Annotated in this window: 8 protein-coding genes, 4 tRNA genes and 2 rRNA genes; all 14 read left to right on the top strand. The window is 59.0% G+C overall.

Annotation, left to right across the window (positions count from 1 at the left end; genetic code table 11):
* Positions 1-138: 138 nt before the first annotated feature.
* The 14 genes from ACX12D_RS18340 to rpoB all read left to right on the top strand — a co-directional run bounded on the left by ACX12D_RS18340 (position 139) and on the right by rpoB (position 13658).
* Positions 139-3017: ribosomal RNA gene (locus tag ACX12D_RS18340) — 23S ribosomal RNA — on the top strand.
* 128 nt (positions 3018-3145) lie between these two features.
* Positions 3146-3258, top strand: a 5S ribosomal RNA gene (gene rrf, locus ACX12D_RS18335).
* 339 nt (positions 3259-3597) lie between these two features.
* Positions 3598-3683, top strand: a tRNA-Tyr gene (locus ACX12D_RS18330).
* Positions 3684-3746: 63 nt separating this feature from the next.
* A tRNA-Gly gene (locus ACX12D_RS18325) sits at positions 3747-3820 on the top strand.
* A gap of 45 nt (positions 3821-3865) precedes the next feature.
* A tRNA-Thr gene (locus ACX12D_RS18320) sits at positions 3866-3940 on the top strand.
* 43 nt (positions 3941-3983) lie between these two features.
* A complete protein-coding gene (tuf, locus tag ACX12D_RS18315; protein ID WP_006164373.1) occupies positions 3984-5174 on the top strand; it encodes an elongation factor Tu in 1191 nt (396 codons plus the stop codon).
* An 84-nt stretch (positions 5175-5258) separates the two neighbouring features.
* Positions 5259-5334: transfer RNA gene (locus ACX12D_RS18310), tRNA-Trp, on the top strand.
* A gap of 61 nt (positions 5335-5395) precedes the next feature.
* Positions 5396-5776, top strand: coding sequence for a preprotein translocase subunit SecE (gene secE, locus ACX12D_RS18305; RefSeq protein WP_006162342.1), 381 nt, complete (start codon positions 5396-5398; stop codon positions 5774-5776).
* A gap of 10 nt (positions 5777-5786) precedes the next feature.
* Positions 5787-6368, top strand: coding sequence for a transcription termination/antitermination protein NusG (nusG, locus tag ACX12D_RS18300; protein ID WP_006162340.1), 582 nt, complete (start codon positions 5787-5789; stop codon positions 6366-6368).
* A 216-nt stretch (positions 6369-6584) separates the two neighbouring features.
* On the top strand, positions 6585-7016 hold the full coding sequence (gene rplK, locus ACX12D_RS18295) for a 50S ribosomal protein L11 (RefSeq protein ID WP_006162338.1): 432 nt from the start codon (positions 6585-6587) through the stop codon (positions 7014-7016).
* On the top strand, positions 7017-7712 hold the full coding sequence (rplA, locus tag ACX12D_RS18290; protein ID WP_006162337.1) for a 50S ribosomal protein L1: 696 nt from the start codon (positions 7017-7019) through the stop codon (positions 7710-7712).
* 431 nt (positions 7713-8143) lie between these two features.
* Positions 8144-8692, top strand: a complete 549-nt coding sequence (gene rplJ, locus ACX12D_RS18285; protein WP_017224513.1) for a 50S ribosomal protein L10 — start codon at positions 8144-8146, stop codon at positions 8690-8692.
* A 76-nt stretch (positions 8693-8768) separates the two neighbouring features.
* A complete protein-coding gene (gene rplL / locus ACX12D_RS18280) occupies positions 8769-9140 on the top strand; it encodes a 50S ribosomal protein L7/L12 (protein WP_006162333.1) in 372 nt (123 codons plus the stop codon).
* 411 nt (positions 9141-9551) lie between these two features.
* Positions 9552-13658 (top strand): DNA-directed RNA polymerase subunit beta, encoded by a 4107-nt coding sequence (gene rpoB, locus ACX12D_RS18275; protein WP_441641429.1) that lies wholly within the window; start codon positions 9552-9554, stop codon positions 13656-13658.
* Positions 13659-13733: the final 75 nt, after the last annotated feature.

Here is a 13733-nt window from a genome sequence, read left to right as displayed (position 1 = left end):
ACACGATACCGGGTTGTGATTGTATCAACCGAAATGTATTTAAGTGATCGAAAGATGACTTGGAATACGGCACAAATGCGAGAACTCATCCTGTAGCGAGCACGGCTTGAACGCAAGTTTGAGACACACTCGTTATAGGGTCAAGCGAACAAGTGCATGTGGTGGATGCCTTGGCGATCACAGGCGATGAAGGACGCGGTAGCCTGCGAAAAGCTTCGGGGAGCTGGCAAACAAGCTTTGATCCGGAGATGTCCGAATGGGGAAACCCGGCCCGAATGGGTCATCCCTGACTGAATACATAGGTCAGGGAAGCGAACGCGGCGAACTGAAACATCTAAGTAGCTGCAGGAACAGAAATCAACCGAGATTCCCAGAGTAGTGGCGAACGAAATGGGAAGAGCCTTGTACTCTTTAGCAGCATTGTTAGCAGAACGGGATGGAAAGCCCGGCCCTAGCAGGTGATAGCCCTGTATGCGAAAACAGCGTTGTGGAACTAGGTGTACGACAAGTAGGGCGGGACACGTGAAATCCTGTCTGAAGATGGGGGGACCATCCTCCAAGGCTAAATACTCGTGATCGACCGATAGTGAACCAGTACCGTGAGGGAAAGGCGAAAAGAACCCCGGGAGGGGAGTGAAATAGATCCTGAAACCGCATGCATACAAACAGTCGGAGCCTGGAAACGGGTGACGGCGTACCTTTTGTATAATGGGTCAGCGACTTACATTCAGTGGCAAGCTTAACCGATTAGGGAAGGCGTAGCGAAAGCGAGTCCGAATAGGGCGTTCAGTCGCTGGGTGTAGACCCGAAACCAGACGATCTATCCATGGCCAGGTTGAAGGTGCGGTAACACGTACTGGAGGACCGAACCCACTAACGTTGAAAAGTTAGGGGATGAGCTGTGGATAGGGGTGAAAGGCTAAACAAGTCTGGAAATAGCTGGTTCTCTCCGAAAACTATTTAGGTAGTGCCTCGTGTCTCACCTTCGGGGGTAGAGCACTGTCATGGTTGGGGGGTCTATTGCTGATTACCCCGCCATAGCAAACTCCGAATACCGAAGAGTGCAATCACGGGAGACAGACATCGGGTGCTAACGTCCGGTGTCAAGAGGGAAACAACCCAGACCGCCAGCTAAGGTCCCTAAGATTGGCTAAGTGGGAAACGAAGTGGGAAGGCTAAAACAGTCAGGAGGTTGGCTTAGAAGCAGCCATCCTTTAAAGAAAGCGTAATAGCTCACTGATCGAGTCGTCCTGCGCGGAAGATGTAACGGGGCTAAGCCAGTCACCGAAGCTGCGGATGCACGTAAGTGCATGGTAGGAGAGCGTTCTGTAAGCCTGTGAAGGTGTCTTGTAAAGGATGCTGGAGGTATCAGAAGTGCGAATGCTGACATGAGTAGCGATAAAGGGGGTGAAAAGCCCCCTCGCCGTAAGCCCAAGGTTTCCTACGCAACGTTCATCGGCGTAGGGTGAGTCGGCCCCTAAGGCGAGGCAGAGATGCGTAGCTGATGGGAAGCAGGTTAATATTCCTGCACCGTCGTATGATGCGATGGGGGGACGGATCGCGGAAGGTTGTCCGGGTGTTGGAAGTCCCGGTCCCTGCATTGGAGAAGGCGCTTAGGCAAATCCGGGCGCGGAATTCAAGGATGTGGGGCGAGCGGCCTAGTGCTGCGAAGCAATTGGAAGTGGTTCCAAGAAAAGCCTCTAAGCTTCAGTCATACGAGACCGTACCGCAAACCGACACAGGTGGGCGAGATGAGTATTCTAAGGCGCTTGAGAGAACTCGGGAGAAGGAACTCGGCAAATTGGTACCGTAACTTCGGGATAAGGTACGCCCTTGTAGCTTGACTGGCCTGCGCCAGGAGGGTGAAGGGGTTGCAATAAAATGGTGGCTGCGACTGTTTAATAAAAACACAGCACTCTGCAAACACGAAAGTGGACGTATAGGGTGTGACGCCTGCCCGGTGCCGGAAGATTAAATGATGGGGTGCAAGCTCTTGATTGAAGTCCCGGTAAACGGCGGCCGTAACTATAACGGTCCTAAGGTAGCGAAATTCCTTGTCGGGTAAGTTCCGACCTGCACGAATGGCGTAACGATGGCCACACTGTCTCCTCCCGAGACTCAGCGAAGTTGAAGTGTTTGTGATGATGCAATCTCCCCGCGGCTAGACGGAAAGACCCCATGAACCTTTACTGTAGCTTTGCATTGGACTTTGAACCGATCTGTGTAGGATAGGTGGGAGGCTTTGAAGCGTGGACGCTAGTCTGCGTGGAGCCGTCCTTGAAATACCACCCTGGTTTGTTTGAGGTTCTAACCTTGGTCCGTGAATCCGGATCGGGGACAGTGCATGGTAGGCAGTTTGACTGGGGCGGTCTCCTCCCAAAGTGTAACGGAGGAGTTCGAAGGTACGCTTGGTACGGTCGGACATCGTACCTAAAGTGCAATGGCAAAAGCGTGCTTAACTGCGAGACCGACAAGTCGAGCAGGTGCGAAAGCAGGACATAGTGATCCGGTGGTTCTGAATGGAAGGGCCATCGCTCAACGGATAAAAGGTACTCTGGGGATAACAGGCTGATACCGCCCAAGAGTTCATATCGACGGCGGTGTTTGGCACCTCGATGTCGGCTCATCTCATCCTGGGGCTGTAGCCGGTCCCAAGGGTATGGCTGTTCGCCATTTAAAGAGGTACGTGAGCTGGGTTTAAAACGTCGTGAGACAGTTTGGTCCCTATCTGCCGTGGGCGTTGGAATCTTGACGGGGGCTGCTCCTAGTACGAGAGGACCGGAGTGGACGTACCGCTGGTGTACCTGTTGTCTCGCCAGAGGCATCGCAGGGTAGCTATGTACGGAAGAGATAACCGCTGAAAGCATCTAAGCGGGAAACTCGCCTGAAGATGAGGATTCCCTGGAGCCTTGAGCTCCTTGAAGGGTCGTTCGAGACCAGGACGTTGATAGGCTGGGTGTGGAAGCGCAGTAATGCGTTAAGCTAACCAGTACTAATTGCCCGTAAGGCTTGATCCTATAACCAGTGTGTTTCTACCTGGTGTGAGTGTCGCGTGCCGCTGCCCAGCAGCTAGGCCGATACGCACAACCCCTACTACATCCCTATTCGCTGCGTTGAGCATCCCTCAGCGCGGCCACCGTTTATGCCTGGTGACCATAGCGAGTTGGAACCACCCCTTCCCATCCCGAACAGGACCGTGAAACGACTCCACGCCGATGATAGTGCGGATACCCGTGTGAAAGTAGGTAATCGCCAGGCTCTCCCTTGAAACCCCTCAGTACGAAAGTACTGGGGGGTTTTGCTTTTGTGGCTGCGGTTTGCGCGATCAGCGCTGCCGACAGCGCGCTGGCTCGTCAGCCTGGCGAGCCAGCTCCTCGCTCAAGCAAGGCCCGAGAGGCCGCCAGAAGTTGTTTTAGAGCCTCTGGCGAGCCCCTATAGGGTGAAGGTGTTCTTTATTGAATGCCGACGATGATGGTGCGATCGGGCAGCCTAGCTGGTGCCAGGTCAACGCTCCGAAGTCTGTCCTTCCCTACTTTGCATAGTACGGAAAGTGCTTGACAGCCAAGGAGAGTTACACCATAATCAGAAGTTCACTGCGGAGAGGTGCCCGAGTGGCTAAAGGGGGCAGACTGTAAATCTGTTGGCTTACGCCTACGTTGGTTCGAATCCAACCCTCTCCACCAAGAATTGCAAAGCAGTAGTGAGTACCCGGCAGGTGTCGGTGAAGCAGAAAGCGTGGTAACCCGGCGGGTGTAGCTCAATGGTAGAGCAGAAGCCTTCCAAGCTTACGACGAGGGTTCGATTCCCTTCACCCGCTCCAGATTGCCCGGGTTCTTGCAGTTCTAAAAAGCAGCATTCAAGTTTCGCCCATGTGGCTCAGTGGTAGAGCACTCCCTTGGTAAGGGAGAGGTCGGCAGTTCGATCCTGCCCATGGGCACCAAATACCGCACTAGCAATATCGCTACCGACACAGGAGTCGCGAAATGGCAAAGGAAAAGTTCTCGCGGACTAAACCGCACGTGAACGTTGGTACGATCGGTCACGTTGACCATGGTAAGACCACCCTGACGGCAGCAATTGCTACGGTGCTGGCAGCCAAGTTTGGCGGTTCGGCCAAGAAGTACGACGAAATCGATGCAGCGCCGGAAGAAAAGGCACGCGGTATTACCATCAACACCGCACACGTCGAGTACGAAACGGCTAACCGCCACTACGCCCACGTTGACTGCCCGGGCCACGCTGACTATGTGAAGAACATGATCACGGGCGCTGCGCAGATGGACGGCGCGATCCTGGTGTGCTCGGCCGCTGACGGCCCCATGCCCCAGACCCGCGAACACATCCTGCTGGCCCGCCAGGTTGGCGTGCCTTACATCATCGTGTTCCTGAACAAGTGCGACATGGTCGACGACGCCGAGCTGCTCGAGCTGGTCGAAATGGAAGTGCGCGAGCTCTTGTCCAAGTACGAATTCCCCGGCGACGACACCCCGATCATCAAGGGTTCGGCCAAGCTGGCACTGGAAGGCGACAAGGGCGAACTGGGCGAGCAAGCCATTCTGGCCCTGGCCGAGCAGCTGGACAGCTACATCCCGACGCCGGAACGTGCCATCGACGGTACCTTCCTGATGCCGGTGGAAGACGTGTTCTCGATCTCGGGCCGTGGCACGGTTGTGACCGGTCGTATCGAGCGCGGCATCATCAAGGTTGGTGAAGAAATCGAAATCGTTGGTATCAAGCCGACGGTCAAGACCATCTGCACTGGCGTGGAAATGTTCCGCAAGCTGCTGGACCAAGGTCAAGCTGGCGACAACGTGGGTCTGCTGCTGCGCGGCACGAAGCGCGAAGACGTCGAGCGCGGCCAAGTGCTGTGCAAGCCGGGTTCGATCAAGCCGCACACGCACTTCACCGGCGAGGTCTACATCTTGTCGAAGGACGAAGGCGGCCGTCACACCCCGTTCTTCAACAACTACCGCCCGCAGTTCTACTTCCGTACGACCGACGTGACTGGCTCGATCGAGCTGCCGAAGGACAAGGAAATGGTCATGCCGGGTGACAACGTGTCGATCACGGTCAAGCTGATTGCCCCGATCGCCATGGAAGAAGGCCTGCGTTTCGCCATCCGTGAAGGCGGTCGTACCGTCGGCGCCGGCGTCGTGGCAAAGATCCTCGACTGATAAAGTCGAACAGCGGATACGGCACCAACCGGCCGTATTCGTTGCCAGAGGGGTTGGCCTAATCGCCGACCCCACAGTTGTTTTAGGGGTATAGCTCAACTGGCAGAGCGTCGGTCTCCAAAACCGAAGGTTGGGGGTTCGATTCCCTCTGCCCCTGCCAATTCAATCAGCCGCGTCGCGATAGAGAGTATCGTGACGCGGCTTAGTCTCGTTTGCGAAACATGGCCAATCCCAACGTCGAAACCGTCAACGCCGCCAGTGGTAAGTGGTTGCTTGGCGCCGCGGTGCTACTGGTGGTTGCCGGCGTCATCGGTTTCTATGCTCTGGCACAGCAACCGTCCTACGTGCGTGGCGCTGCGCTGTTCGGCGGCATTGCGCTGGGCGTGGTGGTCGCGCTGGTATCGGCGCCAGGCAAGGATTTCATCGGTTTCTCCAAGGAATCGTATCGCGAAGTCCGCAAGGTCGTTTGGCCCACCCGCAAGGAAGCCGGGCAGATGACGGGCCTGGTGTTTGTCTTTGTCGTGATCATGGCCGTGTTCCTGTGGTCTGCGGACAAGCTCATCGAGTGGGTCATCTTTTCGCTCGTGCTGGGCTGGAAATGAAGGATAGAACATGACGGATAACGCACAACAGGAAGTCCCCGCAGCTGAATCGCCTTCGTCGAAGAAGCGCTGGTATGTGGTGCACGCCTATTCCGGCATGGAAAAGAGTGTGCAGCGCGCGCTGCAGGAACGCATTGAGCGCGCCGAAATGCAGGACAAGTTTGGCCGCATCCTGGTCCCGTCCGAAGAAGTCGTTGAAATCAAGGGTGGGCAGAAGTCTGTCACCGAGCGTCGCTTCTTCCCGGGGTACGTGCTGGTCGAGATGGAAATGACCGACGAGACCTGGCACCTGGTGAAGAACACCAGCAAGGTCACTGGCTTCGTCGGCGGTGCGCGCAATCGCCCGAGCCCGATTTCCCAGAAGGAAGTCGACAAGATCATGACCCAGATGCAGGAAGGGGTCGAGAAGCCGCGTCCCAAGACGCTCTTCGAAGTGGGCGAAATGGTTCGCGTCAAGGACGGCCCTTTCACCGACTTCAACGGCAACGTCGAGGAAGTGAACTACGAGAAATCGCGCTTGCGCGTCTCGGTCACCATCTTCGGGCGTGCCACCCCGGTCGAGCTCGAGTTCGGCCAGGTCGAGAAAGTCTAAGTGGTCTGAGTGGTTTAAGCAGTTTTAGCGGTTCAGGTTTTCGCGTTTTATGCTGGCTGCAAGGTCAGCGAAAAATGCAGCGGCCAGTCTCGAAAGGGGCTGGCCACAAGAGGAGCGTGAGGCTGGCTGGGGTGGATGAACCATTCCTGCAGCGATAGCGCGCTACGACTCAACAGGATCGCATTCCGCCAGGAAGCGGTCCGGATTGGAGTAAATATGGCCAAGAAGATCATTGGCTTTATCAAGCTGCAAATTCCGGCTGGTAAGGCAAATCCCTCCCCGCCCGTGGGCCCCGCACTGGGTCAACGCGGTCTGAACATCATGGAGTTCTGCAAGGCGTTCAACGCGCAGACCCAAGGCATGGAACCCGGCCTGCCGGTGCCGGTGGTGATTACCGCCTTCGCCGACAAGAGCTTCACCTTCGTGATGAAGTCGCCCCCGGCGACCGTTCTGATCAAGAAGGCAGCTGGCCTGACCAAGGGTTCGGCCAAGCCGCACACCGACAAGGTTGGCAAGATCACGCGTGCCCAGGCTGAAGAAATCGCCAAGGCAAAGAACGCTGACCTGACCGCAGCCGATCTGGACGCTGCTGTCCGTACGATCGCCGGTTCGGCTCGCTCGATGGGCATCACCGTGGAGGGTCTGTAAATGGCTAAGGTTTCCAAGCGCACCGCCGCGAACAAGGCGAAGATCGAGCGCACCAAGTTCTACCCGATCGACGAGGCCCTGGGCCTGGTGAAGGGCTGCGCATCGGCCAAGTTCGACGAGTCCATCGACGTGGCCGTGCAACTCGGCATCGATGCGAAGAAGTCGGACCAGGTGGTTCGTGGCTCCGTCGTGCTGCCTGCCGGTACCGGCAAGTCGGTTCGCGTGGCTGTGTTCGCCCAAGGTGAAAAGGCTGAAGCCGCCAAGGCAGCTGGCGCCGAAATCGTCGGTATGGAAGACCTGGCTGAACAAGTCAAGGCCGGCAACCTGAACTTCGACGTCGTGATCGCCTCGCCGGACACGATGCGTATCGTTGGTACGCTGGGCCAGATCCTGGGCCCGCGCGGCCTGATGCCGAACCCGAAGGTCGGTACGGTTACCCCCGACGTCGCCCAGGCCGTGAAGAACGCCAAGGCCGGTCAGGTGCAATACCGTGTCGACAAGGCCGGTATCATCCACGCCACCATTGGCCGCCGTTCGTTCCAGGACGCCGATCTGAAGCGCAACCTGAGCGCGCTGATCGAAGCCCTGGTGAAGTCGAAGCCGGCTACCAGCAAGGGCGTGTACCTGCGCAAGATCGCTGTTTCGTCCACCATGGGCGTTGGCGTTCGCGTGGAACAGGCTTCGCTGTCGGCCTAAGGCTGGCGGCAATCGCAGGGCGGACCCGATAACGTCGCCCGGCGTAAAGAATTGAGGATCCCGGCCCAGGCCGGGATCGTCTCCCGAGTCAGGCGCTGCCCGATAGGACACCGCAGGATGAAGGAGCAAGGCTTTGGGCAGTGGTGCCCGCCGGCGCGCAAGCGCGGAGCAGGCACCGCTGGTTATCAAAGACCGCTGGTGGCGGGCGCGGCCGTAGGTTGGCTGCCTCGCCTTAATCGGACGGAACGTACGCAGCGTGGCTTTGGCCTGCCGCGACGCCTCCCGGCCCACCAGCGCAGATGGCGCACCCGAGGGATTGAAGAATCCGGGCAATGACCCGGGTGATTCGGGCCAAATCGGACGCCGTTCGTTTGGACTGATGTGCGTGCCCCGGACGATCCGGGGAACAAGCATCGTTTTGGAGCTTAACCGTGCCACTTAATATTGAAGATAAGAAGGCCGTCGTTGCTGAGGTTTCGGCGCAAGTCGCTAAAGCCCAGACCATCGTCGTAGCCGAATATCGCGGCATTGCGGTTGGCGATCTGACCAAGCTGCGCGCCAAGGCCCGCGAGCAAGGCGTGTACCTGCGTGTTCTGAAGAACACGCTGGCCCGCCGCGCCGTGGAAGGCACGCCGTTTGCCGGCCTCGCAGAGCAAATGACCGGTCCGCTGATCTACGGTATTTCCGAAGATGCAGTGTCGTCGGCCAAGGTTCTGAACGACTTTGCCAAGACCAACGACAAGTTGGTTCTGCGCGCAGCGTCGTACGACGGCAATGTGCTCGATGCTGCTGCCGTCAAGGCACTGGCCTCGATCCCGAGCCGTGACGAACTGATTGCTCAGCTGCTTGGCGTGATGCAGGCACCGGTGTCGGGCTTCGCCCGTCTGCTGGCTGCACTGGCCGCCAAGAAGAGCGAAGGCGCCCCTGCCGAAGGCGAAGGCGCTGCTGCCGCCGCCGAGAGCGAAGGCGCAGCTGCTTAAGGCGTAAGCCTTTCGTAGCCTGGCTCATCAAGATCGCATTACCGATACCGAATCACATTTAGCAGGAGTATTCCAAATGGCAATCAGCAAAGACGACATCCTCGAAGCCGTAGGCTCGATGTCCGTGATGGAACTGAACGACCTGGTCAAGGCGTTCGAAGAAAAGTTTGGCGTGTCCGCCGCTTCGATGGCCGTGGCTGCTGCCCCGGGCGCAGGCGCTGCTGCCGCTGAAGAGCAAACCGAGTTCAACGTTATCCTGTCGGAAATCGGCGCAAACAAGGTTGGCGTGATTAAGGCTGTTCGCGAAATCACCGGCCTGGGCCTGAAGGAAGCCAAGGATCTGGTTGACGGCGCACCGAAGGCTGTCAAGGAAGGCGTGGACAAGGCTGCTGCAGCCGACGCCAAGAAGAAGCTGGAAGACGCCGGCGCAAAGGTCGAAGTCAAGTAAGCTGTACTCGCGTGCCTTTTGGCACGCGAATGGGGCTGGCAAAGGGAGATTCCCGGCGCCAGCCTTTTTGCGCTTCTGCGATGTGTGTTTTACTGTGCACTCGGAAGCGTGAATAAATGGCGCAAACGATGCTTGCGAGCTGGGTGTATGCCTAAGCTTGAGCAGAGGCCAAACATCAGTGGCACACTAGGTGGTTGCTGATGTTTGTCTTCTGAACCGACTGCAGAAGACAAGTTTGGTCGGGTGTCCCCCGGGCCGGTATGACGCATTGCGTCGTTTCTGCCGGCTCGCAGCGTGCGGACACCGTCAGCCAGAGGTTGGTAGCGGCCAACCGCCAAATCCCCTCCCAGTCGCTGAACACCTCAGGTGCTGCGCCAGGTCCAGCCAGCCCTGCGATGATTCGGAGATCCCATGGCGTACAGCTTCACCGAAAAGAAGCGCATTCGCAAAAGTTTTGCGAAGCGCGCGACGGTTCATCAGGTTCCTTTCCTGCTTGCCACCCAGATTGAATCCTACGCTCAGTTTCTGCAAGAGGGTGCGCCACCCTCGCGTCGCAAAACCGAGGGCCTGCAAGCGGCTTTCAGTGCAATCTTCCCGATTGTGTCGCACAACGGGCTCGCCCGTATGGAGTTCGTCTCCTACCACCTCTCCAACCCGCCGTTCGACGTCAAGGAATGTCAACAGCGTGGCCTGACCTTCCATTCGGCGCTGCGCGCCAAGGTACGCCTGATCATCAACGATCGGGAAAATCCGGGCAAGGTCAAGGAAGTCAAGGAACAGGAAGTCTACATGGGCGAAATTCCGCTCATGACGTCGACCGGCTCCTTCGTCATCAACGGTACCGAGCGTGTGATCGTTTCGCAGCTCCACCGTTCGCCTGGCGTGTTCTTCGAACACGACAAGGGCAAGACCCACAGCTCGGGCAAGCTGCTGTTCTCGGCACGGATTATTCCTTACCGCGGCTCGTGGCTCGATTTCGAGTTCGACCCGAAGGACATCCTGTACTTCCGCGTTGACCGTCGCCGCAAGATGCCGGTCACGATCCTGCTGAAGTCGATCGGCCTGACGCCCGAGCAAATCCTCGCGCACTTCTTCGTGTTCGACAATTTCACCCTGCAGTCGGAAGGCGCGCAGATGGAATTCGTGCCCGAACGTCTGCGCGGTGAAGTCGCGCGCTTCGACATCGCCGACAAGGACGGCCGTGTCGTCGTGGAGAAGGACAAGCGGATCAACGCAAAGCATATCCGCGACCTGGATTCCGCCGGTACCAAGCTGATCAGCGTGCCGGAAGACTACCTGCTCGGCCGCGTGCTGGCGAAGAACATCATCGACCCGGATACCGGTGAGGTGATTGCCAACGCCAACGACGAGCTGACCGAAACCGTGCTGGAAAACCTGCGCGAAGCCGGTGTCAAGCAGATCCAGACCCTGTACACCAACGATCTGGACCAAGGTCCGTACATGTCGCAGACGCTGCGCGTGGACGACACCGCGGACCAGACCGCTGCGCGTATCGCGATCTACCGCATGATGCGTCCCGGCGAGCCGCCGACCGAAGACGCGGTGGAAGCCCTGTTCCAGCGCCTGTTCTACAGCGAAGAGTCGTACGACCTGTCGCGCGTTGGCCGCATGAAGGTCAACAGCCGCCTGGGCCGCCCGAGCGGTGAAGGCAGCATGGTGCTGCAGGACGAGGACATCCTCGAGACCATCAAGATCCTGGTCAACCTGCGCAACGGCAAGGGTGAGGTCGATGACATCGATCACCTGGGCAATCGTCGCGTCCGCTGCGTTGGCGAGCTGGCCGAAAACCAGTTCCGTGCCGGCTTGTCGCGCGTCGAGCGCGCCGTCAAGGAACGTCTGGGCCAGGCCGAGACTGAAAACCTGATGCCGCACGACCTGATCAACTCGAAGCCGATTTCGTCGGCCATCCGCGAGTTCTTCGGTTCGTCGCAGCTGTCGCAGTTCATGGACCAGACCAACCCGCTGTCCGAGATCACGCACAAGCGTCGCGTCTCCGCACTGGGCCCGGGCGGTTTGACCCGTGAACGCGCAGGCTTTGAAGTGCGTGACGTGCACCCGACCCACTACGGCCGCGTGTGCCCGATCGAAACGCCGGAAGGCCCGAACATTGGCCTGATCAACTCGCTGGCACTGTATGCACGCCTGAACGAGTACGGCTTCCTGGAAACGCCGTACCGCAAGGTGGTCGACAGCAAGCTGACCGACCAGGTCGACTACCTGTCCGCCATCGAAGAAGGCAAGTACGTGGTGGCGCAGGCCAACGCGACGGTTGACACCGACGGTACCCTGATCGACGAACTGGTGTCGTCGCGTGAAGGTAGCGAGCGGGAAACCCGTATGGTCACGCCGGACCGCGTCCAGTACATCGACGTGGCGCCTTCGCAGATCGTCTCGGCCGCGGCATCGCTGGTGCCGTTCCTCGAGCACGATGATGCGAACCGTGCACTGATGGGCGCCAACATGCAGCGTCAGGCCGTGCCTTGCCTGCGTCCGGACAAGCCGCTGGTGGGTACCGGCATCGAGCGTACCGTTGCGGTCGACTCGGGTACTGCCGTCCAGGCGACCCGTGGCGGCGTGGTGGACTACGTCGACGCCATGCGTATCGTGATTCGCGTGAACGATGAGGAAGCTGTCGCCGGTGAAGTCGGCGTCGACATCTACAACCTGATCAAGTACACCCGCTCGAACCAGAACACCAACATCAACCAGCGTCCGATGGTCAAGGTTGGGGATTTCGTCGCCCGTGGCGACGTGATCGCCGACGGCGCATCGACCGACCTGGGCGAGCTCGCGCTCGGCCAGAACATGCTGGTGGCGTTCATGCCGTGGAACGGCTACAACTTCGAAGATTCGATCCTGATCTCCGAACGCGTGGTGGCCGAAGACCGCTACACCTCGATCCACATCGAGGAACTGTCGGTCGTCGCCCGTGACACCAAGCTGGGACCGGAAGAAATCACCCGCGACATCTCCAACCTCGCCGAGGCGCAACTCGCGCGTCTGGACGAGTCCGGCATCACCTACATCGGTGCCGAAGTGGAAGCCGGCGACGTGCTGGTCGGCAAGGTCACGCCCAAGGGCGAGACCCAGCTGACCCCGGAAGAAAAGCTGCTGCGCGCGATCTTCGGCGAGAAGGCTTCGGACGTGAAGGACACCTCGCTGCGCGTCCCCTCGGGGATGAGCGGTATCGTGATCGACGTCCAGGTCTTTACCCGCGAAGGCGTGACCCGCGACAAGCGTGCCCAGTCCATCATCGACGATGAACTCAAGCGCTACCGCCTGGACCTGAACGACCAGCTGCGTATCGTGGAAGGCGATGCCTTCCAGCGTCTGGAACGCCTGCTGCTCGACAAGACCGTCAATGGCGGTCCGAAGAAGCTGTCCAAGGGCGCCAAGCTGACCCGCGAGTACCTGGCCGATCTGGACAAGTACCACTGGTTCGACATCCGCCCGGCCGACGAAGAAGTGGCTGCCCAGCTGGAAGCCGTCAAGGAAGCCATCGAGCAGAAGCGTCACGAGTTCGATCTGGCCTTTGAAGAAAAGCGCAAGAAGCTCACGCAAGGCGACGAACTGCCGCCGGGCGTGATCAAGATGGTCAAGGTGTACCTGGCCGTCAAGCGCCGCCTGCAGCCTGGCGACAAGATGGCAGGCCGTCACGGCAACAAGGGCGTTGTGTCCAAGATCGTTCCGATCGAAGACATGCCCTACATGGCCGACGGCACGCCCGCCGACATCGTGCTGAACCCGCTCGGCGTGCCGTCGCGGATGAACGTGGGCCAGATTCTGGAAACCCACCTGGGCTGGGCCGCACGCGGCCTGGGCCAGCGTATCGGCTCCATGCTCAAGGCACAGGCGAAGGCGCAGGAACTGCGTCCGTTGCTCGCCCAGATCTACAACGAGAGCGGCAAGCCGGAAGACCTCGACAGCCTGTCGGACGCTGAAGTGCTGGAACTGGCGACCAACCTGAAGAAGGGTGTCCCGTTCGCCACGCCGGTGTTCGACGGTGCGCACGAAGACGAAATCCGCCGCATGCTGGACCTGGCGTACCCGGAAGAGATCGCCAAGGACATGGGCCTGACCGCTTCCAAGCAACAGGTCACGCTGCACGATGGCCGTACCGGCGAAGCGTTCGAGCGTCCGGTGACGCTGGGCGTGATGCACATGCTGAAGCTGCACCACTTGGTCGACGACAAGATGCACGCGCGTTCGACCGGCCCGTACTCGCTGGTGACCCAGCAGCCGCTGGGTGGTAAGGCGCAGTTCGGTGGCCAGCGTTTCGGTGAAATGGAAGTGTGGGCGCTGGAAGCATATGGCGCCTCCTACGTGCTGCAGGAAATGCTGACGGTCAAGTCCGATGACGTGAACGGCCGGACCAAGGTCTACGAGAACATCGTCAAGGGCGAGCACTCGATCGATGCCGGCATGCCGGAATCGTTCAACGTGCTGGTGAAGGAAATCCGTTCGCTGGGTATCGACATCGACCTCGATCGCTATTGATTCGGATCGAGAGTGCGCGGCAGGCCGGCCGTAAATGGCCCGCCTGCCGCCGAATGCCCGCTACGGTTTTCCCAC

The sequence above is a fragment of the Cupriavidus sp. PET2-C1 genome (assembly GCF_054515855.1).
This window is presented reverse-complemented; position numbering and strand designations above follow the sequence as displayed.

Coding starts and splice junctions, on each gene's coding strand:
- rplL (WP_006162333.1), top strand. CDS start 8,769: ATGGCAATCAGCAAAGACGACATCCTCGAAGCCGTAGGCTCGATGTCC.
- tuf (WP_006164373.1), top strand. CDS start 3,984: ATGGCAAAGGAAAAGTTCTCGCGGACTAAACCGCACGTGAACGTTGGT.
- rplK (WP_006162338.1), top strand. CDS start 6,585: ATGGCCAAGAAGATCATTGGCTTTATCAAGCTGCAAATTCCGGCTGGT.
- secE (WP_006162342.1), top strand. CDS start 5,396: ATGGCCAATCCCAACGTCGAAACCGTCAACGCCGCCAGTGGTAAGTGG.
- nusG (WP_006162340.1), top strand. CDS start 5,787: ATGACGGATAACGCACAACAGGAAGTCCCCGCAGCTGAATCGCCTTCG.
- rplA (WP_006162337.1), top strand. CDS start 7,017: ATGGCTAAGGTTTCCAAGCGCACCGCCGCGAACAAGGCGAAGATCGAG.
- rpoB (WP_441641429.1), top strand. CDS start 9,552: ATGGCGTACAGCTTCACCGAAAAGAAGCGCATTCGCAAAAGTTTTGCG.